This window comes from Planococcus sp. 107-1, assembly GCF_021513255.1.
Taxonomy (GTDB): domain Bacteria; phylum Bacillota; class Bacilli; order Bacillales_A; family Planococcaceae; genus Planococcus.
This window is the reverse complement of sequence record NZ_CP090977.1, coordinates 1464019-1488799: the sequence shown is the minus strand read 5'-3', so window position 1 is coordinate 1488799 and position 24781 is coordinate 1464019. Positions and strand designations below refer to the sequence as shown.

Genomic DNA, 24781 nt, shown 5'->3' with positions numbered 1-24781 from the left:
GAAGGAGTTTTTTGATTGCAGAACGAACCTTTAGCATTCCGTATGCGTCCGCGCACCATTGACGAAGTGGTCGGCCAGCAGGATGTCATCGGCCCGCATACGGCGTTATATAAAATGATCCAGAACGGCCATATTCCGTCGATGCTGTTGTACGGCGAACCGGGCATCGGAAAAACCTCGATCGCCCACGCCATCGCCGGCACATCGAAATTGCCGTTCATCGCGCTGAATGCGACGACTTCCGGCAAAAAAGATGTTGAAGAGGTGGTCAAAGAATCGCGCATGACTGGGAAAGTCTTATTATTCCTGGACGAAATCCATCGCTTCAATAAACTCCAGCAAGATGCATTGTTGCCGCATGTAGAAAGTGGCGCGATCGTTTTGATTGGTGCCACGACGGAAAATCCGTTCCATGACGTGAACCCCGCGATCCGTTCCCGCTGCGGTGAAATCAAACAGCTTAAACGGTTGACGCATGACGATATCGTGAACTTGCTGAATACCGCTTTGAGTGATCCAAAACGCGGACTCGGCAATTTAAAAATCGAGATTTCACCAGCGCAAGTGGAGCGCATCGCAGACGGCACAAACGGCGATGCCCGAAAGGCATTGACGATGCTTGAGTCCATCATCATCGCATCTGACGAAATCGACGATAAATTTATTGTCGAAGACCAAATGGTGGAACAGATGATCAAGCGAGTCGGCGTGTTCGGCGATAAAAAAGGTTCCCATTTCTTTAATTTGCTGTCAGCGCTCCAAAAATCCGTGCGCGGCAGCGACATCAATGCAGCGATGTATTATTTGGCGCATTTATTGGAAAACGGCGATTTGACCGCCGTCACCCGCCGCCTGCTCGTTATGGCATATGAGGACATCGGCCTTGCGAATCCGGAAGTCGGCGGCCACGTGCTCGCTGCCTGCCAGGCGGCTGACCGCCTTGGTTTGCCGGAAGCGCGCATCCCGCTCGCACAAGCGGTCGCCGAGATGTGCTTGTCCGAAAAATCGAACTCCGCTTACCGGGCGATCGACGCTGCCATCTCAGCCATCAATAAAGGCGAGACGGGCGACATCCCGATGCATCTTCGCGACACGCATTATGCCGGCAGTGCCGAACTTGGCCACGGCGGCTATCGATATCCGCATGACACACCGCTCGGCTCATTCGGCGGCTGGGTCGATCAGGATTATTTGCCGAAAGAAGTGCAAAAAGCCGAATACTACAAGCCGGTGATTGCCGGAGCTGAGAAAAAGTACGCCGGCATCTATGAAAAACTGAAATCATTCCGGAAAAATAAAAAATAAGTTATCGAAAGCTATTTCCAAATGCGGAAATGGCTTTTATTTGCGTTCAAAATTTTTATTTGCGCTTAGAACGTTTTATTTGTGGTTAGCGGAATTTATTTGCGTTCACTCCCGGTTTATTTGCGTTCAGCAAAATTCCGCATAAAAAAAATCCGGCTCAAACCTCGAGCCGGATCGTTTTTAATTATTGCGTACGCGGTTGATATGGATCGATTTCGTCATATCGTTGATGACCCAGCTCGCACAGATCAAGCCGACCGTCGACGGCGTAAAAGCATTCGAGGAAGGCGGCATCTGCGCTTTGCGGATCGGCGCATTCGGCTTTCCTACCGTTTCAACGACGTCTTCACGGACAATAATCGGACTTTCATCGGAAAAGACGACGGGGATTCCTTTTTTGATGCCGGCTGCTCGCAATTTCCGGCGGATCACTTTCGCTAGTGGATCGGTATGCGTTTTTGAAATATCGGCGATTTGGAAGCGAGTCGGGTCTGTTTTATTGGCAGCACCCATGCTTGAAATGATTTTTACGCCGCGCTTGTAGCATTCCATCATCAAATGCACTTTATAGATCATCGTATCTGATGCGTCAATGACATAGTCGGGTTCGTAGCTGAAAAACTCTTCATACGTTTCTTCCGTATAGAACATATGTAAAGAAATCACTTCACACTCTGTATTGATGTCTGCAATGCGCTTTTTCATGACTTCCGCTTTGGACTGGCCGACCGTCGAAAGATTCGCCACCAATTGGCGGTTGACGTTGGTGATGTCGACATTGTCTTTATCCACTAAAATGATGCGACCGACACCGCTGCGCGCGCATGCTTCTGCAGCAAACGATCCAACACCGCCTACCCCTAAAATGGCCACAGTTGAATTTTTAACAAGATCCATGCCTTCTTTGCCTATTGCTAATTCATTTCTTGAAAATTGATGTAACATAAGTTCCCTGCCCTTCAAAGTTGATCATTCTACTAGGAATTATACACAAATAAAAACCCCCCGACAAATTGCCGGAGGGCGAAAGTTTAAAATAATAGGAGAATCCCAATCGTGCCGTCCTTGGTGTTGCGCATCGTTTTTGAACCCGCTTCTAGCAGGTGGGTGACCTCTCCACCACTTATAACTTCCCGTTAAGGCATGTTAGCCATGATGAAATTTGGTCTCCCGACGACAAAATGTTGGGTCAAAACTGAATTGCTCGTAACGAACACATCAGGATTCTCTACTAATTGTATGTTAGCACACTCTTTTTAATTGCACAAGAAATTTACTCTGGTTCTTTTTCAGTATTCTGAACATTCAGCAATAGGCTTAAGTCATCAAGCTGTGCCTGGGAAACTGGACTCGGCGCATCCGTCAACAAGTCGCTCGCACTTGCTGTTTTCGGGAAGGCAATCGTGTCGCGCAAGTTTGTGCGGCCTGAAAGCAGCATCACCAAACGGTCTAAGCCGAACGCGATTCCACCATGCGGCGGCGTGCCGTATTCAAACGCATCCATCAAAAAGCCGAACTGTGCGCGTGCTTCTTCTTCCGTAAAGCCAAGGACACTGAACATTTTCTCCTGGATATCCCGGCGGTAAATTCGAAGGGATCCTCCGCCAAGCTCATAGCCGTTCAATACTAAGTCATACGCTTGTGCACGGACGTTTTGCGGCTCTGTCTCCAATTTATCGACGTCTTCTTCAAAAGGCATCGTGAACGGATGGTGAGCTGCAAAATAGCGGCCTTCTTTTTCATCGTATTCGAATAGCGGCCAGTCTGTGATCCATAGGAATTTGTAAACCGAGCTGTCGATCAAGCCAAGCTCTTTGCCGAATTTCGAACGCAACGCGCCTAGTGTATCTGCCACAACAGATGCGGAATCTGCAACGAATAAAAGAAGGTCTCCTGCTTCCGCTTCTGCACGTTCTGTCAAAGCCTCTGCCGCTTCGCCTTCAAAGAACTTCGCGATTGGCCCTTTAATGCCATCTGCTTCCACTTTCAGCCAAGCAAGGCCTTTCGCTCCGTAGACAGCCGCAAATGAACCCAATGCGTCGATATCTTTGCGTGAATAATTCGCCGCTTGCCCTTTGACGTTGATCAATTTCACTTGGCCGCCAGTTTCAATCGCGCCTGTAAACACTTTGAAAGAAGAATCTTTCACAAGGTCTGAAACATTGACAAGTTCAAGGCCAAAGCGAACGTCCGGTTTATCCGATCCGAAACGGTCCATCGCTTCTGTATAGCTCATGCGCTCAAATGTCGGCTCGATGTCGACGTTTTTCACTTCTTTCATCATCTGGACCATCAAGCGCTCATTCATGCCGATAATGTCTTCCATTGACTGGAAGCTCATTTCCATATCGATTTGCGTGAATTCCGGCTGGCGGTCAGCACGCAAATCTTCATCGCGGAAGCAGCGGGCAATCTGGTAATATTTATCGAATCCGGAAACCATCAGCATCTGCTTAAAGAGCTGCGGTGATTGCGGAAGCGCGTAGAATTCGCCGTCATGCACACGGCTTGGCACCAAATAATCGCGGGCGCCTTCCGGTGTAGATTTCGTTAAAATCGGTGTTTCCACTTCCAGGAATCCTTCTGTGTCCAAGAATCTGCGGATCGATTTTGTGATATCCGAACGCATTTTGAAGGTTTCGAACATAGCTGGACGTCTCAAGTCGAGGTAGCGGTATTTCAAACGCAAGTCTTCGCTGACGTCTGTATTGTCCTCAATCGCAAAAGGCGGGTTTTTCGCGGCGTTGATGATCGAAGCGTGGTCCACTTGCACTTCCACTTTTCCTGTTTTCATCGCTGTATTGATTTGGCCATCCGCTCTCGCAACAACCAATCCGTCGATGTGTACGACGAATTCGTTGCGCAAGGATTCACCGATCGCTGCCGCTGCTTCTGAGATTTCAGGATTGAAAACGACTTGGACGATGCCGCTGCGGTCGCGCACATCCACGAAGATCAAACCGCCTAAATCCCGGCGTTTTTGTACCCATCCTTTTAATGTTACACGTTGTCCGATAACAGTTTCATTTACTTCACCACAATAATGCGATCTCGACATGTTTTATTCCTCCAATGATTTCTTATTGTTGATCGTTTCAGCCATTTCGGAGAATAAAAGCTCTTGCTGTTCGCCGGTAGCCATTTCTTTCAGCCCGGCTTTGCCGCTTTCCATTTCCGTTTCTCCGATGACGATGACGTAGTTTGCGCCTTTGCGGTCAGCTGACTTCATCTGGGCTTTCAATTTGCGTCCTGTATAATCCATATCTGCCGAAATGCCATTTGAACGGAAATCTTTGAGCAAGCTGAACGCTTGTTTCTTCGCTGATTCGTCCATCGCAATCACGTAGACTTCCAGATTCTGTGATTGGCCGATTTCCACTTTTTCCATTTCCAATGCCAATAATAAACGCTCAATGCTCATCGCAAAGCCGATGCCCGGCGATTCCGGTCCGCCAAGGTCTTCAACAAGGCCGTTATAGCGTCCGCCTCCGCAAAGTGTCGTGATCGCGCCGAATCCTTCAGCGTCGCTCATGATTTCAAATGCGGTGTGGTTGTAATAATCAAGGCCGCGAACCAGGTTCGGATCGACGACATAATCGATCCCAAGCTCTTCCAGATACATTTTCACATCATCAAAATACGCCTGCGAATCTTCATTTAAATAATCGGCAAGTGACGGTGCTGTACCCATCAATGGGTGATCGCGGTCAACTTTGCAATCAAGGATGCGAAGCGGATTTTTTTCAAGCGCGTTTGGCAGTCGCTGCAAAATTCATCGATGCGCGGTGCGAAATGTGCCACAAGCGCTTCTTTGTGCGAAAGCCGGCTTTCGGTATCGCCAAGCGAGTTGATGACTAAGCGCAGCTTTTTCAATCCGACCGAACGGTAAAGTTCCATCGCCAGTGAAATCACTTCTGCATCAATCGCAGGATCTTTCGACCCGATCGCTTCCACCCCGAATTGCACAAATTGGCGCATGCGGCCAGCTTGCGGTCGCTCGTAGCGGAACATCGGGCCTGTATAGAATAATTTGACCGGCTGGTCCGGCAAGCCGAATAATTTATTTTCCACAAACGAACGGACAACAGAAGCTGTCCCTTCCGGACGAAGCGTCAAACTGCGATTTCCGCGGTCTTGGAATGTGTACATTTCTTTTTGAACAATATCAGTTGTGTCGCCTACGCCGCGCTGGAATAATTCGGTGTGCTCAAATACAGGTGTCCGAATTTCCTTGTATTGATAAAGCCGGCATAGTTCGTTGATTTTTTGTTCGATTTCCTGCCATTTCTCCGATTGGCCAGGCAGAATATCGTATGTGCCACGTGGTGCTTGAATGCTCATTTTCTTCACTCCCTTATTTTTTCCAAACAAAAAAGCCCTCGCCCCTTGCTTACGCAAGGGACGAGAGCTTTGTTTTTAAGCTTCCGCGGTTCCACCCTAGTTGATGCACAAAACGCTGCACATCCTCTCATTCCGGGTAACGGCCGGTTCCGTTCTTTCCTAATAAGCCCGAATTTCAGCCTTTCAGAAAAAAGCCTCTGAAGTGTTTTTCATCACAGATCCCTGCAGGAAAGTTTACAGCCCAGGACTTTCCCTCTCTTTTCAGCCAATCATGCAATTACTTTCTTCGTCATCAGCAAATCTAAATATATGAGTATAATGATTAATCTTAAGGACTCCCTGAATTCTTGTCAACCTTTTTTGACAAACGCCGTTTTTTTTACAATAATACAAAGTAGGTGAAAAGAATTTCCATGCCGCTTTTCTTTTCCTCACGAATCCAATTAATAAGTTCCAAGGAGGTGCTACATGAACCGCAAATGGCCAATCGTTCTTATTTTATTTATTTTATTGGCCGCCGGCAGCCTGCCTGCCGCAAAAGTTCCAGCTGCCTATGCCGCTGGCACGGATATGAAAATATCCGCTTCCACCGTCAATATCCGAAGCGGTCCGGGCTTATCGTATAGCGTCACCGGTTCCTTGTCTAAAGGTGAAACCGTTAACGTCGTTTCGCAGTCGGATGAATGGTATGAAGTAAATATCGACGGCGAAACCGGCTGGATCGCCTCTTGGCTGACGACTTCTGCTGGCAATGCTTCCGAAAGTGGCGCGTCGGGCGAGACCGCCGTTTCGACTGTAGACCGGCTGAATGTCCGCGCACAACCGGATTTATCGTCATCCGTCTTGACGCAAATGAATGCAGGGGAACAAGCGACAATCGTCCAACAAACCAGTGATTGGGTTGAAATCGACTTCCATAATACACGCGGCTTTGTTTCTAAACAATACATAAGCGTTTCCGAAAGCTCGGTCAGCAGCCCTTCGCCTGAAGCGGCGGCAGTATCTTCTTTTGAGATTGCTGTAGATGCATTGAATGTCCGCACGAAACCGGATCTGAATTCCGACGTGAAAGATTTAGTGCGCAAAGGCAAAGTCTTCCCGATCAAGTCGATGGAAGGCAATTGGGTCGAAATTGAACTGAGCGCGAATGACAGCGGATGGGTATATGCGTTTCATGGCCATTTATCCGATCAAAGCGCAAACGCTGTTTCCGGCACCGATACGGAAGTGGTGACTGTCTTGACAGATGGCACCAATCTCCGCTCGAAGCCTTCAACTTCTTCTGAAGTCGTCAGCCGCACAAATGCCGGAGAACGTTTGTCGGTCATCGGCCAAGACGGCGACTGGTATAAAGTTTCCTTGCCTGGCGGACAAGATGCCTATATCGCGACTTGGGTCGTGACGAGCGGCGAAACGGAAACTGTCCAGCAAGAAAAGAAAGAAAAACCTGACCGAAAAGCTGGCACATTAGACGGCTTGACAATTGTCATCGATCCCGGGCATGGCGGAAATGATGGCGGTACAGTCGGTGCACGGTATACCGAAGAAAAAGACTTGACCTTGAAAACGGCTGAAACTTTGACGCACCATCTCCGTTCTGCTGGAGCGGAAGTGGTGCTGACCCGGCAGTCCGATGTCTACGTCGATTTGAGAAAACGCGTTTCCACAGGGCACCAGGTGGCGGCGGACGCCTTTATCTCGCTTCACTACGATGCGACAAATGACAGCAGCGTCTCTGGATTCACCACGTATTATTTGCATGATTACCAAGAACCGCTTGCTGAATACATCAACGCAGGGCTCGGCAAGAAAATTGATCTGCGCGACCGCGGCGTCCAGCCCGGAAATTATTTAGTGCTGCGCGAAAACCGCCAGCCCGCTGTTCTCGTTGAACTGGGCTTCCTCAGCAATTACAACGACGAACGCATCGTTTCGACCGGCAAATTCCGCGACCAAGCTGCACTTGGCTTGTACAACGGCATTATCCAATATTTCGATGCACAATTAGAAGAATAGAAAAACAATGCGGAGCTTTTCTTCCGCATTGTTTTTTTGTGCATTTTGGGTATTCTGCAAACAAACTGGATGATTCCGCAAAGAAAGTCCGATATTCCGCAAATAAACTCTTTTATTCCGCAAACAACGCGGCTTTTCCCGCAAATATAACAAAAAACCGGCTTGAAGGATCTTCCCTTCGAGCCGATTTTGTCATTTCGATTCCACTACGATCGTTACAGGGCCGTCATTGACGAGTTCCACATCCATCATCGCACCGAAAACGCCGGTTTCGACTTTCAAACCGTTGTTCCGCAATGCATCGTTGAACGCTTCCCAGATCGGTTCAGCCGTTTCCGGGCGTGCCGCTTGGATAAAACTTGGACGCCGCCCCTTTTTCACATCACCATAAAGCGTGAACTGTGAAATCGATAAGATGTCTCCGCCATTTTCCAAAATCGAACGGTTCATCTTGCCGTCTTCGTCTTCAAACAAACGCAATTGGGCAATTTTACCTGCTACGTAGTCGACATCTTTTTGTGTATCTTCATGCGTAACGCCAACGAGCAGGACGTAGCCCGATTGGATCGAACCCGTCACTTCCCCGTCTACGGTCACGGATGCCTCTTTTGAACGCTGCAAAACAACTCTCATAGTTCCTCCTTAATTCGTTACACGACGGACGGAATAGACATCAGGTATTTGTTTGATGCGTTCCACTACCCGGTTCAGATGCGTAATGTGCGGAATCAGGATCGTCATGTTGATCGTCGCGATTTTATTTGAATCGGCGCGGCCGCTGACCGCAACGATGGTCGTTTTCGCTTCACTAACCATCTGCATCACTTCGTTGATCAAGCCTGTGCGGTCATAAGCTTCCACTTCGATATCAATTTGATAGTCTTTCTTTTCCGGAAGGCCGGAATTGTCCCATTCAACCGGGATCAAGCGGTCCATCTGATCGGCATGGATATTCGGGCAATCGGCACGGTGCACAGAAACCGCCGCCCTTTCGTGATAAACCCGATAATGCTGTCGCCTGGAACCGGGTTGCAGCATTTGGACAAGCGGATCATCATATTGTCGATGCCACGTACGATGACACCGGATTCCGTTTGTTTCCGCGGCGTATGGGATTTCATTTCCACGGTCAATTTCTCGATCGCTTCTTCCTGCTCGCGTTTTTTGCGCTGGCGCTCAGCTAGTCGGTTGACGACTTGCTGTGCAGTCATGCCATTAAAGCCGACCGCCGCAAACATATCCTCTTCACCGGCGAAATTAAATTTCTCGCAAACCCGTTTGATGTTTTCGTTCGTCAACACATCTTTTGGAATAAAATCCTGCGCTTTGATTTCTTTCTCGACGAGTTCTTTTCCTTTTTGGACATTGTCAACACGCAATTGCTTTTTGAAGAATTGCTTGATCTTATTTTTCGTCTGCGTTGACTTGGCGATTTTCAGCCAGTCACGGCTAGGGCCGAACGATTGCTTCGAAGTGAGAATTTCCACAATGTCGCCCGTCTTTAATTCGGTATCAAGCGGGACCATTTTACCATTCACTTTGGCACCGATGGTTTTATTGCCGATTTCCGAGTGGACACGATACGCGAAATCAATTGGCACTGAGCCAGCCGGCATTTCGATCACATCGCCTTTTGGCGAGAAAACATAGACCATATCCGAGAACAAGTCGAACTTCAAGGATTCCATGAATTCTTCCGCATTATCCGCTTCGTTCTGGAAATCCAGGATTTCACGGAACCACGTCAAACGTGAATCGACGGTATTCTTTGGCATATCGACTTTTTTGCCTTCTTTATAAGCCCAGTGGGCAGCGACCCCGTATTCCGCGATGCGGTGCATCTCTTCTGTACGGATCTGCACTTCCAACGGATCGCCCTGTGGCCCGATTACCGTTGTATGAAGCGATTGGTAAAGGTTCTGTTTCGGCATCGCAATATAATCTTTGAACCGGCCAGGCATCGGTTTCCATGTGGAATGGATGATGCCAAGCACCGCGTAGCAGTCCTTGATGCTTTCAACGGTCACCCGGACAGCAAGTAGATCATAGATTTCGTTAAACTGCTTGTTTTGGATCGCCATTTTGCGGTAGATGCTGTAAATATGTTTTGGACGTCCAAAAAGATCCGCCTTTATCTCAACTTCATTGAGCTGCTTGCGGATTTCATCCATGACATTATTCAAGTATTCTTCGCGTTCGGTGCGTTTCTTTTTCATCAGGTTGACGATGCGGTAATATTGCTGCGGATTTAAATAACGAAGGGCTGTGTCTTCTAATTCCCATTTTATGGTATTGATTCCGAGACGATGTGCAATCGGCGCGAAAATCTCTAATGTCTCGTTCGCTTTCATGCGCTGTTTTTCGACAGACTGGTATTTCAAAGTCCGCAGATTATGCAGACGGTCCGCTAGTTTGATTAAGATGACTCGGATATCCTGCGCCATTGCGACGAACATTTTGCGGTGATTTTCTGCTTGCTGCTCTTCTTTGGACATGTATTTAATCTTGCTTAATTTTGTCACGCCATCTACAAGCATTGCGACTTCTTCATCGAAATCATGGACAATGTCTTCACGGCTGACTGTTGTGTCTTCGACAACATCATGCAAAAAACCGGCAGCGACAGTTGCTGGGTCCATTTGAAGTTCTGCGAGTATGCCAGCCACTTGCACCGGGTGGACGATATACGGTTCACCGGATTTACGGAGCTGTCCTTCATGGGCTTTAAGCGCTACTTCATAAGCTCGTTTAATTGTTTTTACATGATCGGCATTCATATAAGACGCAACCATCTCGAATACGTCTTCAGGTGTCCTTACTAAATCTTTCGCCATAATTGCCCACCTTGCTTTTAATTTTTCGAAAAGTATATCTTTCTATTATAAAAACCAACAGGTGTAAAAGTAAAGCTTTGTTGCAATTATCCTTTAATTGTTTCACAAATCCGCCTTAATTTTGTCAACTATGGCCTTCTTGTTTCCTTTTCCGATAGAAACAGACTTTTTAGCTGAAGCAATGCATTGGATATTTTCCACTTTTACATTTACTGCCGGCTGCTTTCCGCCTGCAATCGAAATGTCTGCCGAAGCGGTGCAGAAACCGGAAACTTTCCCGTTTGCAAGAGAGACATTTGCCGCTTTATATTGGATGGCCGCAACTGGATTATTTGCGTAATCATAGCTCGGATCCCCGATAAAGCGGAAACGGTTGATGGCGACGTTGCGGAAACCCGATACGACTAATGCGCGCGGAGACGATCCCGCATACATATCCGCGAAAACCGGCGCTACGGAGACGAGGTTTTGCGCAGCAATATTATAGGCACTGAGAGAATCCGGATCTTCCGCTTTATGATGCCCGATATGGCGGAAATTGAACGACCGGTTGTCGTGAACCGATAGATGCCCGGAAATAAAAACACCGGTTGCAGCTGATGAAGTGGCGTGGGCTTTGATTTCCAGTCCGCCGAAGCAGCGCGCTGTCGAATTGTTCGACAGCCAGACAAAACGGGAGCCATCATCAATTTCGATGCCGTTTGAATTGGAAAAGCCTTTTTTATGGGAGCGGCCGCTTGGGTCGCAGAAATGTGAATTGGATATGAAAATATAATCGCTGTGGTGGGTTGTGATGCCGTCATCTCCAAATCCATAGCCGCTTGCCCGGTCGAGCCAAATAAACTTGCTGCCGCCTCTCGCCCGGATGCCGTCGCCGCCGTAGTTATAGGTAGGAGACGAAATATCGAAACAGTGCAGCCCCGGGTTATATGCAGCGACGTTTTTCACCCAGCCATATGTCAGATGGGCGTAAGTCAGACAGCTGGAATGATTGAGGCCGCGCTTGTGTTTTCAACATTGCCGAGGCGTTCCACATTCCAATCCAAACTTAAATTTTCAACAGAAATATGGTGGTTGCCCTTCACATAATTGCTATTGGTTACGAGCCGCTGTTTTTTCAGCGCTTCATTGTGGAGCCGGATCACCGTCGCCCCTTTTCCTGCTCCGCGGAGCCTCGTCCAAGAAGGCAGTTCGATTTTCCGTACGATGAATATGCCAGCAGGGACTAAAACATCTACATAGCCGCTGCCGATCGCTTTACGGAAGGCCTCTGTAGAGTCGGTCATTCCGTCTCCAACTGCGCCGAAAGATTCCACATTAACGATTCGTTGAAAAGAACGTTCGAGATTCGCATATTCCCTGTCTAATCCGCCTTTCCATTCGGGTACAGCTTCATCAGCAACCACTTTAACGGAATAATTGCGTGGATCCAGCGTTGAATGTTTTTTGCCAGTCATTGCCCATAAACGCTCCATCCATGATTTCCGGTACTGGCTGTTGAGGGGAAGCGGCTTTGAATTTTTTAAGGACCTAAAATATTCGATCGTTTCTTTTGTGGTCTCCTCTAAAGGCTGTGGACTGTCTAAAATAGCCGCTATCAATTCTTTATTTTTTCCAGGATCGTGGTATTTGCTTAATTCCATTTCCATCACCTCTCCTTTCCATACCCCGGCATCTATAAAAAAATCCCTCTGCCAAAAGGCAGAGAGAAATCGATTAATATTGAAGCAAAGTCATGACGTCGTAGCCGTCTAAGTTTTTGCGTCCATCCAGATACGTCAATTCGATCAAGAATGCACAGCCGACAACAACGCCGCCAAGCTGTTCAACCAAGTTGATCGTAGCGCCGATCGTACCGCCAGTCGCTAAAAGATCATCGGTGATCAATACTTTTTGGCCAGGTCTAATGGCATCTTTGTGCATCGTCAAAATATCTTTTCCGTATTCAAGGCCGTATTCAGCGCGAATCACTTCACGCGGCAATTTTCCTTCTTTGCGGACCGGCGCAAAGCCGATTCCAAGCGCATAGGCTACCGGGCAGCCAATGATGAATCCACGGGCTTCAGGGCCGACGATGATGTCTGCGTCTACAGTTTTAGCGTATTCCACCATTTGGTCTGTCGCGTATTTATACGCTTCGCCGTTATCCATGATTGTCGTGATGTCTTTGAAGCTGATGCCAGGTTTCGGCCAATCTTCAACAATTGTTACGTACTGCTTTAAATCCATATCTGTTCTTCCTCCTTGGCTGATACTTTCGCATCAAACCACTCTTTTAAGTCTTTATAAGATGCATACAAAAGCTTTTGTTCCAATGCAATCTGCTGTTCCCGCTTCTTGTAGATCGGCGCTTCCGACAAATCACGTTTCCCTGGAGATTCAGCAAGCTCTGTAAGTCCATTGTTAAGTGTAACAAAACCGAGTTCAAAAAACACCTGCAGCATGAAAAATATTGACTCCCGGCTCCAGCCTTTATGCTTTGCCAGTTCATCGCCATGCTTTTTGAAATCGAACGTCCCCCGCTTTTTAAGAAACGCAAACAGCCATTTAAATTGCTCACGCGTAGGGATCTGCTCGAAATACTGCGATTCCTTTGCATAGAAATGAGCATAGATCCGCTGCGGTTTTAAAATCGACAATATTGTGGCTAATTGCTCTTCCGTGTCCGGCATATCGAGCAGCACCAAATGGTGTTTCGGCTCATCCAATCCACTCAAAGCTTCCGGGCTATAGATGGGCTCATCGATCAGCGTTCGGAAAACGGCTGCTGTATCCGGCTTAAAGGCAAGGAAAACCTGCCCTTTTTCAGGAATCAGCTTCGACCAGCGTGATACTTGGCGGATGCCGCGGATATCGAATAATTGCCACTGGTCGGTCCGCACATCTTCTACCATTAATTGCGGTTTCTTGCGGCCGTTCCATTCATTGATCTGCAAGTCGCCAATTACATCAATTTTCACATCCGGCGTCAATTCATCGCCAATCGGCCCGATGCCAAAACCTACCGCATCCAGTGTTCCTGAATTTTGTGCAAGCTCCATCTTCAAATGATTCTGTGCGGCACCGATCTTCCGGATAGACGAAACCGTCACACCTTCCAAGAAAAACTTCGGCTTCGCAAAGCCCATCCCAAATGGAGCAAGGTAGCGCATTGATTCGATCGTGTCAATATCGATTTCATCCAGTCTGACCGGAATGTCAATTTCCACGACCGGAATCAAATCTTCCTCCGTCAAGCTGTCTTTTGCTTGCTGATTCAATCGTTCCCGCAGTTCATCGACATGCGCCATTTGGAGCGTCATGCCGGCTGCCATCGGGTGTCCCCCGAAATGCGGCAAAATATCCCGGTTAACCGCAAGCTCGTTATAGAGATGGAAGCCGTCGATGCTTCGTGCAGAACCTTTCGCTTTTCCGGTTTCCGGATTCAGCGACAAGACAATGGACGGACGGTAATATTTTTCCGTCAGTTTGGATGCAACGATCCCGACCACTCCCGGATTCCATCCTTCCTGTGCCACCACAATGACATAGGGCGGCTCGTCCGGATAACGCTGGTCCACTTGAGCTATGGCTTCATCTGTTATTTTCTTTACGATCGCCTGGCGTTCTTTATTCAAGACATCAAGGCCGCCTGCCAAGTTCCGCGCTTCTCCTGGATCTTCTGTCATGAACAATTTCACGGCAGGATCTGCATCTTGCAGCCGTCCAATTGCGTTAATACGAGGACCGAACATAAAGCCTATCGTTTCTTCTGTGATTTCACGCTGCTTGACGCCTGACACTTCTGCCAAAGCTTCGATAGCAGGACGCGGTGAATTTTGAAGCGCCGAAAGTCCTTCTTTGACGAACAAACGGTTCTCATCATGCAGCGGCACAAGATCCGCAATGGTACCGATCGCAACGAGTTCAAGCAAATGATCCGGCACATCTTCGTACAAGGCTTGGGCCATCTTAAAAGCCACACCGACTCCTGCCAGTTCACCAAAAGGATAATGCCCCTCCGGATGCCGCGGATGGACGATAGCGAGTGCGTCCGGCATCGTGTCGCCGATGTCATGGTGGTCACTGATAATGACTTCCATGCCTAAATCATTGGCAAATGCCACTTCGTCAATGCCCGATATGCCATTATCGACTGTAACGATCAATTTAACGCCTTCGTCAAATGCTTGCTGGAACAATTCCTTATTCGGGCCATAGCCATGCTTGAACCGGTTCGGAATCTTGAATATGGCATCTGCTCCTAAATCTTCTAAAACCGTCATCATGACTGTAGTGCTTGTTACTCCATCGGCGTCGTAATCGCCGTAAACCATAATTTTTTCCTGGGATTCAATGGCCTGGCGTATCCGCTCGACAGCTATATCCATATCTTTCATCAAATAAGGATTATGTATGCCGCTTGGGTCCAAGGCCATAAACTTTTTAGCTGTGTCTGCGCTTGTAATGCCGCGCGTCACCAGAATTTTTGCCAAGACGGACGAAATTGATAATTCCTTTTGAATTTCTTCTACTAAATTTTGATCAGGCGTCGTTAAGCGCCATCTTTTTTTCGACTCAATCATCCTCATTCACTTCCTTACCCGTTCATTATACAGAAATTTTCCCAAGACAAAAACCTTTCGGCAGTTTCGCCGAAAGGTTTTGGATTAAAGCTGTGCTTTTTCGTCTGTGATGATCATCGCTTCCGGCTCCACGCCGGCTTTCTGGTATTCCGCGATTTCATTTTGCTGAGTGGCGATCAAGGATTCCTTCACAGCCATTTCTTTTTGCAGCGCCTTCACTTTCCGCTGCAAAGTGAATGTCCGGATAATGCCGACCACTCCGCTTAACAGGAAACCGAGCAGCGCAGAAGCTAAAATGACGAGTATCAACGGCCATTCCGCTTCTCCAAATACGTAATTGACGGGTACAGGGTCTACGTTTACCGTCGCAAAGATGGCAATAATTACAGCAAATAAGAGTCCTAACAATACGAGCCATTGATATTTCATATGGGTTATCCCCTTTCGGATAAATAAAAAAATGGAACAAGGTCATATTCTCTATACCCTGTTCCATTTCCTTTATAAACTTATCCTGCTTATACGACAGGCTCGTCAGAACCCCATTTGCTTTTCTCTTCCAATTTCTCGATGTCGATTGGCCCTTTTTTATTCAGTTCACGTTTCTTCAACACAAGCCATAATTGAGCTGCGATGAAAATAGAAGAATACGTACCGGCAATTAAACCGATCAATAAAGCGATCGAGAAGTTTGTAATTGATGGTGCCCCGAAAATCAATAGCGCGATTACAACCAATACAACGGTCAACACCGTGTTCACTGAACGCCCAAGCGTCTGGCGAAGCGATTTGTTGACAACTTCTTCTAGAGCATGGAGCGATTCAATTTTCTTCATACGTTTCATATTCTCGCGGATACGGTCGAATGTAACGATCGTATCGTTGATCGAATAACCGACGATGGTCAATACGGCAGCGATGAAAGTAATGTCTACTTCCAGTCGAAGCAAACTGAACACGGCAATGATGAAGAATGCATCGTGCAGCAATGCGACGATAGAAGCGACACCCATGCGCCATTCAAATCGGAATGCGACATAAATAATGATCCCGATTGCGGCATAAGCCAATGCTTGAATAGCGTTTTTAGCCAATTCGATTCCGACAGTAGGAGAAACGGTGGAAACGTTCGGATCATCGCCATATTCTTCCATCGCTACAGCTTTCAAATCATTGATCTGTTCTTGGCTAAAGTCATCTGTATAACGGGCAACTCCGATATTGTTATCATCACCGGAAATAACAACGCCTTCTGTTTCGTATCCAGCTTCATCCAAGAAGCTTTCAACTTGCTCTTTCGTCAGCGCTGAATCCGCAGTGATTTCAACACGCGTACCGCTTGAGAAATCAATTCCCAGATTTAGTCTGAATACACCGAGTACAACCATTCCGGCTACAATCAATGCAATAGAGGCGATAAAGAATTTATTGCGGTTGCGGGCAAAGTCGAAACGGTCAAAACGAGTCGACAAATCCAGAATTTCAAGATTTTCTTCCGGTTTATGGACAAGCGATTTACGCAAACCGAATAATCCGTATTTGCCATCCAGCACGCCGCTGTGAACCCATAAGCCAAGAAGCAAACGAGAACCCCAAACAGCGGTCAAGAAGCTGACCAAAATTGAGATGATCAATAGAGTCGCGAATCCTTTAACTGAGCTCGTACCGAAAATGAAGAGCACGATCGCCGCAATCAAAGTCGTGACGTTTGCATCCAGAATTGCCGAGAACGAACTAGCAGCTCCCCGCTTTAAACGAATCTTTGATCGAACGGCCAGTACGCATTTCTTCGCGAATCCGCTCGTAAGTGATGATATTGGCATCGACTGCCATCCCGACACCGAGCATGATTGCCGCAATCCCTGGAAGCGTCAAAACGCCGCCGATCATTTCGAATACCAAAAGGATCAGGTAAACGTAGACCGATAAGGTGATGACTGCAATAAGGCCAGGCAAACGGTAATATACCAACATGAACAGCAAGACAAGCGCAATACCGACTGCTGCTGCAAATACCGTTTGATCCAATGCTTGAGCGCCGAATTGTGCACCTACGGAAGTCGAGTAGATTTCCTCAAGGGCTACAGGAAGCGCTCCGGCATTTAAAATACCGGCTAAGTTTTGAGTTTCCTCAACAGTAAAAGCACCGGAAATTTCGACTGAAGGTGAATTGATGCGCTGTGAAACGCGTGGTGCTGAAACGAATTTCGGATCAGGCTTCGCCATTTCAGCTGCGTAGGAATCCACGCCTTCTTCAAAATCCAACCAGATAACCAAGACGTTGCTTGGCGGCGGCATTTGAGAAATTTCGCTCGTGATTTCAGCGAATTTGCCAGGATCATTCAATTCAAGTGTTACGACGGGCTGGCCGTTTTCATCGAAGTTAGCGGCTGCTCCGCCTTGCTTCAAATCATTGCCGGCAAGCATGACTTCATCTTCCGCGTTGCGGAAAGTCAAGTTTGCTTCTGTGGATAAAAGCTCCCGGGCAGTCGCCTGGTCTTCCACCCCAGCAAGCTGGACACGGATACGGTCATCCCCTTCAATTTGGATGACCGGCTCGCTGACGCCGAGTACGTTGATCCGGCTAAGCAAAGCATCCGTCGTGTCTGCTAAAACATCTTGAGTGATTTCCTGTCCGTCTTCAAGGTCAGTCACTTCATAAAGAACTTCAAATCCCCCTTGAAGATCCAGACCTAATTTAATGTCTTTTGCGATGGGTAAACTCGTGGTGCCAATCATTCCTATCAGTACGATGACCAGTAAGAAAAAGGCTATAATACGACCTCTTGCTTTCATATGTAACTTTCCTCCTCAGTGTGAAAAACACAGCACTATCATTATGAAACAGGTGCTGAACCGTGTCAAATCGAAGTTGGTTTTTTGTTCGATGGACGAAGCAGCTGTTCTAAGTCCTCTTGTCCGCTTTCCGTAAACCAATTTCCGCCCTTCAAACCTTCAACTTGATGATAGGCAACGAATTCGGAGGCGGTCATCTCCATAATGTCATTGACCATTTCGTGCAGGCGCATCGTTTCAACTTCTTTTTTCCGCCATTTTTTCTTTACACAATATTGCCACAAATCTTCAGGCGTGAAAGTATCGTATTGGAAATAATGAAATTCCGAACATTTGCTTTCGAGCGCAGGCAAAACCATTTCGTATTGTTCGGTAAATTTTAACATATCAGATCTCCTTTCAGCCGTTCTTTTCCATTGTATACGAATGAAGGAAAGTTTAGAACAATCTTTTTTCTGTATTTGGAACATCTTCAGCTTAAATTATTCAAAAAAAATCGCCTTCTAGTCGAAGGCGAAATTTTTATTAGATCGTCGATTTAGCAGATTCAACAACGCGAGCGATTGCTTGGCGTTCGAATTGCATACGCGTTCCGTCAGCAACTGTGATGTAGACAGTTGCATCGTCAACAGCGTCGACTAGGCCATGAAGGCCGCCGATCGTGACAATGCGGTCTCCACGGCGCAATTCCGACTGCATATTCGCTGTTGCTTTCTGGCGTTTTTGAGCAGGACGGATGATGAAAAACCACATTAACAAGAACATCAATAGTAATGGTGATAAGGCTATTAAAGTATCCATTTTTCAATTTCCCCCTTTCACTTTCTATCTGTGTTTAGAAATTTTTAGCGTTTGGCTTATTGAAACCGTAAGCTTCAAAAAATTCTTCGCGGAAATCTCCCAGGCGGTCCTCACGAATCGCTTGGCGCACCTGTTCCATTAAGTTTAACAGAAAATGAAGGTTATGATAACTAGTAAGTCGGATTCCGAAGGTTTCATCTGTGCGGATCAAATGATGGACGTAAGCACGTGTGTAATTTGTGCATGTGTAGCAGTCGCATTTTTCATCAATCGGACCGAAATCACGTTTAAACGCCGCGTTTTTCACATTCAAGCGGCCGGTGCTCGTCATCAATGTCCCGTTTCTTGCGATGCGGGTCGGCAACACGCAGTCGAACATATCAATGCCGCGGATGGCCCCGTCAATCAATGAATCCGGTGAGCCCACGCCCATCAAATAGCGCGGCTTGTTTTCCGGAAGCAATGGCGTTGTGAATTCAAGGGCACGGTTCATGACATCTTTCGGTTCGCCTACAGACAACCCGCCGATTGCGTAACCCGGGAAATCAAGCGAAACCAAATCGCGTGCGCTTTGCTGGCGCAAGTCTTCGTATTCGCCGCCTTGCACGATTCCGAACAAACCTTGGTCGTTTTTGCGGGCATGCGCTTCTAAGCAGCGTTCTGCCCAACGGGACGTCCGTTCCACACTCGACTTCATGTATTCATGAGATGCCGGATACGGCGGGCATTCGTCGAAAGCCATCATGATATCGGATCCCAGATCATTTTGGATCTCCATCGCTTTTTCCGGGCTCAAGAACAATTTATCGCCGTTCATGTGATTGCGGAAGTGAACGCCTTCTTCTTTGATATTGCGGAATTCACTTAATGAGAATACTTGGAAACCGCCTGAATCCGTTAAAATCGGGCGATCCCAGTTCATGAATTTATGAAGGCCGCCAGCTTCTTTGATCACGTCATTCCCTGGGCGCAGCCAAAGATGATACGTATTGCTCAAAATGATTCCAGCGTTCATCGCTTTCAATTCTTCCGGCGACATCGTTTTCACTGTCGCTTGCGTTCCGACTGGCATAAAGGCAGGCGTTTCAAAAGAACCGTGCGGTGTGTGGACGATCCCTAAGCGGGCACCTGTCTGTTTGCATGTTTTTATATGTTCATACCATACTGCTTGCGTCATTGATGAGTCTCCTTTTTCTGTGGTTCAATGAACATCGCGTCTCCGAAACTGAAAAAGCGGTAGCGTTCATTAACAGCTTCATTATAAGCATTTAAAATATTTTCACGGTTCGACAAGGCGCTGACGAGCATGACCAAGGTCGATTTCGGCAAATGGAAATTCGTGATCAAACCGTCGATTGCTTTAAACTCAAAGCCTGGGAAAATGAAGATATCGGTCCAGCCGCTGTCTTCTTTCAATTCACCGCCAAATTTACTCGCGACGGTTTCAAGGGTCCGCGTTGACGTCGTTCCGACTGAAACCACGCGGTTGCCGCGTTTTTTCGTTTCATTGATCAGTTCAGCTGTTTCCTGATTGATGCGGTAAAACTCCGCATGCATCGTATGCTCTTCGATCGAATCGACCGACACCGGACGGAACGTGCCGAGGCCGACATGCAGTGTAATAAAAGCGATATTGACGCCTTTCGCACGGATCTCATCAAGAAGCTCATCTGTGAAGTGTAGGCCTGCTGTCGGAGCCGCAGCGCTTCCCCGCTCTTTTGCAAAAACGGTTTGGTAGCGTTCCTGGTCTTCAAGCTTTTCACGAATATATGGGGGCAAAGGCATTTCGCCCAATTGCTCCAAAATCTCGTAGAAAATGCCGTCATAGACCATTTTAAAATGGCGTCCGCCGTGATCAAGGATGCCGGTGCATTCCGCTTTTAAAAGTCCGTCTCCGAACGAAATCACCGTTCCGATTTTCACTTTTTTCGCAGGCTTCACAAGCGTTTCCCATACATCGTCTTCAATTTGCTTCAGCAGCAATAATTCGATATGGGCACCCGTCTCTTCTTTAACGCCCATTAAACGGGCCGGAAGCACGCGTGTGTCATTCAAAACTAAGGTGTCGCCAGCTTCTAAATGCTCGGTAATATCCCGGAAATGGCGGTGCGTGATGGCGCCAGTTTCTTTATCCATTACTAAGAGCCGGCTCGAAGTCCGGTCAAGCAAAGGTGTTTGGGCAATCAATTCTTCTGGCAAGTGGAAATCAAAATCATTAACATTCATGTCAAAAAACTTCCTTCATTTGGAGTCATTCAGGCATTTCCATATTGAAATGCTCATATGCTGTATGGGTGACGACGCGGCCTCTTGGCGTCCGTTGGATAAAACCGATTTGCAGCAAGTAAGGTTCATAGACATCTTCGATCGTCGTCGATTCTTCCCCGATGCTTGCGGCAATCGTATCCAGTCCAACCGGGCCTCCCCGGAAGCGTGTGATCATGCCCATCATTAATTTATGGTCAATATGGTCGAGGCCAAGCGGATCGACCTGCAGCATCTCAAGTGCTTGCGATGCCATTTCTTCTGTAATCGTCCCGTTGCCGCGCACTTGCGCAAAATCACGGACGCGTTTTAATAAACGGTTTGCAATACGCGGCGTCCGCGGGAGCGCCGGGCAATTTCAACAGCCGCATGCGGATCGATCTCCGCTTCGAATAGCTGCGAACTCCGGATCACAATATCCGTGAGTGATTCGGTATCGTAATAGTCAAGGCGCGCATGCACCCCGAAACGATCTCGAAGCGGCGCAGATAAAGCACCTGCCCGAGTTGTCGCACCGATCAAAGTGAACGGCGGCAAATCAAGGCGCACAGACCGTGCAGTCGGCCCTTTTCCGACGACGATATCGAGGCAGAAATCCTCCATTGCCGGATACAGCACTTCTTCGATCGACCGGTTCAAGCGGTGGATCTCATCAATGAATAAGACGTCGCCCGGTTCTAAAGACGACACAATCGCCGCCAAATCCCCGGGACGTTCAATCGCGGCCGCTCGTCATTTTGACGTTGACCGCCATTTCATTGGCGATAACCGCAGCAAGCGTTGTTTTACCGAGTCCGGGAGGCCCGTACAACAACACATGGTCCAGACTTTCTTCGCGCATTTTCGCCGCTTCGATAAATATCTCCAGGCTGTGCTTTACTTTTTGCTGGCCGATATACTGGGATAAAAACTGCGGCCGCAGCGACTGTTCAAAGCGTTCGTCAAATTCGGAAATTTCACCGCCAATTACGCGTTCTTCCATGCCGTTCGCCTCCTTTTCATCAGTTTTGTTTCAATAATAATTGCAAAGCTTTCTTCATATAGCCTTCCGTATCCAGATCCAAGTCTTTCAGTTTCGGCTTCACTTTCGCAATTTCGCGCTCAGAATAGCCGAGAGCACCGAGTGCAAGCATCGCTTCTTCAAGTTCCATATCGTCATTTGACAATAAGCCTTGGAAGTTATCCGATTCAAGCGGCTCGCCGAAGAATTCCGCGAGCTTCCCTTTTAAATCGAGGATCATCTGGCGGGCCGTTTTCTTTCCGACGCCCGGGAATTTCACCAAATACGATTCATCTTCCCGTTCGATCGCTTCAATGACGTGCTGCGGCTGACCGCTTGCTAGGATCGCAAGAGCACCTTTAGGACCGATGCCGGAGACAGAAATCAGTTTACGGAATAATTCGCGCTGCTCCAAGGTCGGGAAGCCGAATAATAATTGCGCATCTTCACGGACATGGTGATGCAGGAAAACCTGCAGCTCATCCGATCCGAACGAATACGGATTCGGCGCAAAAATCTGCCAGCCGATGCCTTGCTGTTCCACTACCAAATATTCGGGCGTCACTCGCGTAACCGTCCCTTTTATGTAATCGTACATTCTATTCGCCCCTTCAATTTAACCTATTGATTATAGCATATTTGTTCCCTTTTTACGAAACAAACCCGTTCCGAAAACGTCCGTGGTAAAATAGAAGAAATCATTTAAAAAAGCTGGAGGATTCCCATGAAAAAACTTTACGGCGAACAGCGGCGCCAAATCCTGCTGGAAAAATTAAAAATAGCCGAAGAACCGTTGACCGGCGGCGAACTCGCAGCTTTTGCGAATGTTTCGCGGCAAGTGATTGTCGGAGACATGACGCTGTTAAAAGCAAAGAATGAACCGATCATCGCGACGAGTCAAGGCTACCTCTATATGAACAATCAGGCGAACCAAGAAATCAGCCGGACCATCGCCTGCCACCACCAGCCGGATGACACGGAACGCGAATTGAAAGTTCTCGTTTCGACCGGCGTAACGGTTAAAGACGTATCCGTCGAACATCCGGTCTACGGTGAACTCACTGCCGGCATCCATGTTTCGAACCATCAAGAAGTCGACGCCTTCATGCAGCGCGTCCGTGAGACCGGCGCAAGTTATTTGTTGGAGCTGACCGGCGGCACCCACCTTCATACGATTACTGCACCGAATGTTGCGATGCTTGAACAAGCGATTGCGGCGATGCGCGAAAACGGCTTTTTACTGGAGGAAAATGAATAAATTCATGCTGGAAATCCTGAAACCGTTCGCCGGTTTCGGGATTTTTTCTTTTATTTGCGGAAATGGTGTTGTTGTTTGCGGAATAACTTAGTTTATTTGCGGAATCTGCATTGTTGTTTGCGGGATAAGCGAGTTTATTTGCGCAATCCCTTACTTTATTTGCAGAAACCGCTGCTAGGCAGAAAAAATCCCACGGCGCCATCGCCGCGGATTTTATCACTCGCTCTTATACGTATAATACGACCCCAGACTTTTCACTTCGCAGCCAAGTGCCGTGAGTTCCTCGAACGCCCCTCGCATCATCGGTGCCTGTTCGTCTTCTAAGACGTCCGTGATGAAGAAATAATTGCCGAGGCCGGTTTTTAGCGGACGCGACTCGATTTTGCTCAAGTTAAGCTGGCGCCATGCAAAGACAGAAAGTACCTGGTGAAGCACGCCGGAACGGTCGTCTTTTGGCGGCGAAATCATCAAGGTCGTTTTCACTTGGCCTTCGTGGCTCGAATCTTCCAGGCGGTGATTGGTTTTCGACAACACGAAAAACCGGGTATGGTTGAAATGGAAATCATGGATATCGCGCTGCAGAATCGTCAAGCCGTATTTCTCGGCTGAAAATTCATTGCCAATCGCCGCAATATTCCGTTCCGGTATCTCACTGACCATTTTCGCAGCTGCTGCTGTTGAGCTGTATTGCTCAAGCGGTGTGTTTTTATATGTATAGTAAAGAAATTTATGGCATTGCGCCAATGCGTGTGGGTGTGAATAGATTGCTTCCAATGATTCTGCCCCTGCATTTTCCGGATGCACCAATAAATGCTGGCTGATCGGAGAAAGCACTTCTGCCACCACGTATAATTGCGCTTCGTGGAATAAATAATCCACTGTCAGCGGAACAGATCCTTCCAATGCATTTTCCAGCGGCACGACAGCATACTCGACGCTGCCTTCTGCCACTGCTTCTATGCATTCAGGAATGGAAGTGAATGGAACCAATGTGCTGCTCGGAAAGACACGTGAAGCTGCCAAATGCGTAAAAGACGCTTCCGGCCCTAAAAAAGAAATTCGGTTTTTCAAACTTTTTTCAGCCATCCAACCACTCCTCTATTAAGATAATCCACTTGAAACCACATCAGCCGACTCGACAAAATCAAGTTTTTTCAGCTGCTGCAGGAAAGTTTCCAACTCCAACTCCATCGCCGTTACATCCAAGGAAAGCGTGACATTGGCACGGCCTTGGATCGGAATGGTTTGATGAATGGTCAAAATATTGCACCGGGCTTCCGCAACCGACTGCAATAATGTCGCAAGCGTTCCCGACCGGTCCTCAAGCTGCAAGAACACTGTCAAAATCCGCTCTTTGACAATTGAGTGGAACGGGAATACAGCGTCCCGGTATTTATAGAACGCGGAACGCGAAAGGCCTGTTTTATTGACTGCGTCTAATATGGACATGTGTTCGCGCTGCAGCAGTCTTTTCACTTCAAGCGTTTTTTGCATCGCTTCCGTCAAAACGTCTTCGCGCACCAAATAATACCGTTGTTCTGATATATCCTTCATCCATTAACCCTCCATCTAAAGAGAAACTAAACCCAGCCGGCACAAA

Annotated in this window: 18 protein-coding genes, 1 other RNA gene, 4 pseudogenes and 1 other annotated feature; of the genes and pseudogenes, 3 read left to right on the top strand and 20 right to left on the bottom strand. The window is 47.7% G+C overall.

From position 1 onward, the window contains the following. Window positions 1-15: 15 nt before the first annotated feature. A complete protein-coding gene (locus tag L0M13_RS07855) occupies window positions 16-1305 on the top strand; it encodes a replication-associated recombination protein A (RefSeq protein ID WP_235199013.1) in 1290 nt (429 codons plus the stop codon). Window positions 1306-1485: 180 nt separating this feature from the next. Here the strand turns inward: L0M13_RS07855 and L0M13_RS07850 are convergent, their stop codons facing one another. The 4 genes and pseudogenes from L0M13_RS07850 to hisS form a co-directional block, all read right to left on the bottom strand. Further along, window positions 1486-2250 carry a tRNA threonylcarbamoyladenosine dehydratase gene (locus tag L0M13_RS07850; RefSeq protein WP_235199012.1) on the bottom strand — a complete coding sequence of 255 codons (765 nt, stop codon included), beginning with the start codon at window positions 2248-2250 and terminating at the stop codon, window positions 1486-1488. A gap of 98 nt (window positions 2251-2348) precedes the next feature. Continuing rightward, a non-coding RNA gene (ssrS, locus tag L0M13_RS07845) (6S RNA) lies at window positions 2349-2533 on the bottom strand. 45 nt (window positions 2534-2578) lie between these two features. Next, entirely contained in the window at window positions 2579-4363 is a 1785-nt protein-coding gene (gene aspS / locus L0M13_RS07840; RefSeq protein ID WP_235199011.1) for an aspartate--tRNA ligase, read from the bottom strand. 3 nt (window positions 4364-4366) lie between these two features. Further along, window positions 4367-5646, bottom strand: a pseudogene (gene hisS, locus L0M13_RS07835) (histidine--tRNA ligase). 53 nt (window positions 5647-5699) lie between these two features. After that, window positions 5700-5948, bottom strand: a binding site (T-box leader). 166 nt (window positions 5949-6114) lie between these two features. Between hisS and L0M13_RS07830 the strand changes: the two are divergent. After that, on the top strand, window positions 6115-7662 hold the full coding sequence (locus tag L0M13_RS07830; protein ID WP_235199010.1) for an N-acetylmuramoyl-L-alanine amidase family protein: 1548 nt from the start codon (window positions 6115-6117) through the stop codon (window positions 7660-7662). Window positions 7663-7854: 192 nt separating this feature from the next. Here the strand turns inward: L0M13_RS07830 and dtd are convergent, their stop codons facing one another. The 14 genes and pseudogenes from dtd to ruvA form a co-directional block, all read right to left on the bottom strand. Continuing rightward, window positions 7855-8295, bottom strand: a complete 441-nt coding sequence (gene dtd, locus L0M13_RS07825) for a D-aminoacyl-tRNA deacylase (protein ID WP_235199009.1) — start codon at window positions 8293-8295, stop codon at window positions 7855-7857. A 9-nt stretch (window positions 8296-8304) separates the two neighbouring features. Then, a pseudogene (locus L0M13_RS07820) lies at window positions 8305-10496 on the bottom strand (RelA/SpoT family protein). Between the two features lie 102 nt (window positions 10497-10598). Further along, a complete protein-coding gene (locus tag L0M13_RS18505; RefSeq protein WP_311195641.1) occupies window positions 10599-11444 on the bottom strand; it encodes a hypothetical protein in 846 nt (281 codons plus the stop codon). A gap of 26 nt (window positions 11445-11470) precedes the next feature. Further along, on the bottom strand, window positions 11471-12139 hold the full coding sequence (locus tag L0M13_RS18500; RefSeq protein WP_311195640.1) for a glycosyl hydrolase family 28-related protein: 669 nt from the start codon (window positions 12137-12139) through the stop codon (window positions 11471-11473). A 73-nt stretch (window positions 12140-12212) separates the two neighbouring features. Further along, on the bottom strand, window positions 12213-12725 hold the full coding sequence (locus tag L0M13_RS07810) for an adenine phosphoribosyltransferase (RefSeq protein ID WP_235199008.1): 513 nt from the start codon (window positions 12723-12725) through the stop codon (window positions 12213-12215). Beyond that, window positions 12716-15061: a single-stranded-DNA-specific exonuclease RecJ gene (gene recJ, locus L0M13_RS07805; RefSeq protein ID WP_235199007.1), complete on the bottom strand. Its 2346-nt coding sequence runs from the start codon at window positions 15059-15061 to the stop codon at window positions 12716-12718. Before recJ ends, L0M13_RS07810 begins: the two co-directional genes overlap by 10 nt. Window positions 15062-15145: 84 nt before the next feature. After that, window positions 15146-15490 (bottom strand): LapA family protein, encoded by a 345-nt coding sequence (locus L0M13_RS07800; RefSeq protein WP_235199006.1) that lies wholly within the window; start codon window positions 15488-15490, stop codon window positions 15146-15148. A gap of 89 nt (window positions 15491-15579) precedes the next feature. Further along, window positions 15580-17857, bottom strand: a pseudogene (gene secDF / locus L0M13_RS07795) (protein translocase subunit SecDF). A 65-nt stretch (window positions 17858-17922) separates the two neighbouring features. Further along, complete coding sequence (locus tag L0M13_RS07790; protein WP_235199005.1) at window positions 17923-18243, bottom strand: post-transcriptional regulator; 321 nt, start codon at window positions 18241-18243, stop codon at window positions 17923-17925. A gap of 139 nt (window positions 18244-18382) precedes the next feature. Then, window positions 18383-18658: a preprotein translocase subunit YajC gene (yajC, locus tag L0M13_RS07785; RefSeq protein ID WP_235199004.1), complete on the bottom strand. Its 276-nt coding sequence runs from the start codon at window positions 18656-18658 to the stop codon at window positions 18383-18385. A gap of 34 nt (window positions 18659-18692) precedes the next feature. Further along, window positions 18693-19835, bottom strand: coding sequence for a tRNA guanosine(34) transglycosylase Tgt (gene tgt, locus L0M13_RS07780; RefSeq protein ID WP_235199003.1), 1143 nt, complete (start codon window positions 19833-19835; stop codon window positions 18693-18695). Further along, entirely contained in the window at window positions 19832-20884 is a 1053-nt protein-coding gene (gene queA, locus L0M13_RS07775) for a tRNA preQ1(34) S-adenosylmethionine ribosyltransferase-isomerase QueA (RefSeq protein WP_235199002.1), read from the bottom strand. The genes tgt and queA overlap by 4 nt, the downstream gene beginning before the upstream one ends. Before the next feature lie 25 nt (window positions 20885-20909). Beyond that, a pseudogene (ruvB, locus tag L0M13_RS07770) lies at window positions 20910-21905 on the bottom strand (Holliday junction branch migration DNA helicase RuvB). 19 nt (window positions 21906-21924) lie between these two features. Then, complete coding sequence (gene ruvA, locus L0M13_RS07765; protein WP_235199001.1) at window positions 21925-22521, bottom strand: Holliday junction branch migration protein RuvA; 597 nt, start codon at window positions 22519-22521, stop codon at window positions 21925-21927. A gap of 126 nt (window positions 22522-22647) precedes the next feature. Here ruvA and L0M13_RS07760 point away from each other — a divergent pair, with 126 nt between their 5' ends. Further along, window positions 22648-23181, top strand: coding sequence for a transcription repressor NadR (locus tag L0M13_RS07760; RefSeq protein ID WP_235199000.1), 534 nt, complete (start codon window positions 22648-22650; stop codon window positions 23179-23181). 216 nt (window positions 23182-23397) lie between these two features. Here L0M13_RS07760 and pheA read toward each other — a convergent pair whose 3' ends face one another. After that, window positions 23398-24267, bottom strand: coding sequence for a prephenate dehydratase (pheA, locus tag L0M13_RS07755; protein ID WP_235198999.1), 870 nt, complete (start codon window positions 24265-24267; stop codon window positions 23398-23400). Window positions 24268-24282: 15 nt separating this feature from the next. Then, window positions 24283-24735, bottom strand: a complete 453-nt coding sequence (locus L0M13_RS07750) for an ACT domain-containing protein (protein ID WP_285835964.1) — start codon at window positions 24733-24735, stop codon at window positions 24283-24285. Between the last annotated feature and the right edge of the window lie 46 nt (window positions 24736-24781).

What these genes read in the sequence shown, in the direction of transcription:
- tgt (WP_235199003.1), bottom strand. Translation starts at nt 19,835, where the DNA reads ATGACGCAAGCAGTATGGTATGAACATATAAAAACATGCAAACAGACA.
- L0M13_RS07830 (WP_235199010.1), top strand. Translation starts at nt 6,115, where the DNA reads ATGAACCGCAAATGGCCAATCGTTCTTATTTTATTTATTTTATTGGCC.
- recJ (WP_235199007.1), bottom strand. Translation starts at nt 15,061, where the DNA reads ATGATTGAGTCGAAAAAAAGATGGCGCTTAACGACGCCTGATCAAAAT.
- L0M13_RS07800 (WP_235199006.1), bottom strand. Translation starts at nt 15,490, where the DNA reads ATGAAATATCAATGGCTCGTATTGTTAGGACTCTTATTTGCTGTAATT.
- L0M13_RS07790 (WP_235199005.1), bottom strand. Translation starts at nt 18,243, where the DNA reads ATGTTAAAATTTACCGAACAATACGAAATGGTTTTGCCTGCGCTCGAA.
- ruvA (WP_235199001.1), bottom strand. Translation starts at nt 22,521, where the DNA reads ATGTACGATTACATAAAAGGGACGGTTACGCGAGTGACGCCCGAATAT.
- queA (WP_235199002.1), bottom strand. Translation starts at nt 20,884, where the DNA reads ATGAATGTTAATGATTTTGATTTCCACTTGCCAGAAGAATTGATTGCC.
- pheA (WP_235198999.1), bottom strand. Translation starts at nt 24,267, where the DNA reads ATGGCTGAAAAAAGTTTGAAAAACCGAATTTCTTTTTTAGGGCCGGAA.
- L0M13_RS18500 (WP_311195640.1), bottom strand. Translation starts at nt 12,139, where the DNA reads ATGGAATTAAGCAAATACCACGATCCTGGAAAAAATAAAGAATTGATA.
- L0M13_RS07850 (WP_235199012.1), bottom strand. Translation starts at nt 2,250, where the DNA reads ATGTTACATCAATTTTCAAGAAATGAATTAGCAATAGGCAAAGAAGGC.
- L0M13_RS07760 (WP_235199000.1), top strand. Translation starts at nt 22,648, where the DNA reads ATGAAAAAACTTTACGGCGAACAGCGGCGCCAAATCCTGCTGGAAAAA.
- L0M13_RS07750 (WP_285835964.1), bottom strand. Translation starts at nt 24,735, where the DNA reads ATGAAGGATATATCAGAACAACGGTATTATTTGGTGCGCGAAGACGTT.
- L0M13_RS07810 (WP_235199008.1), bottom strand. Translation starts at nt 12,725, where the DNA reads ATGGATTTAAAGCAGTACGTAACAATTGTTGAAGATTGGCCGAAACCT.
- yajC (WP_235199004.1), bottom strand. Translation starts at nt 18,658, where the DNA reads ATGGATACTTTAATAGCCTTATCACCATTACTATTGATGTTCTTGTTA.
- aspS (WP_235199011.1), bottom strand. Translation starts at nt 4,363, where the DNA reads ATGTCGAGATCGCATTATTGTGGTGAAGTAAATGAAACTGTTATCGGA.
- dtd (WP_235199009.1), bottom strand. Translation starts at nt 8,295, where the DNA reads ATGAGAGTTGTTTTGCAGCGTTCAAAAGAGGCATCCGTGACCGTAGAC.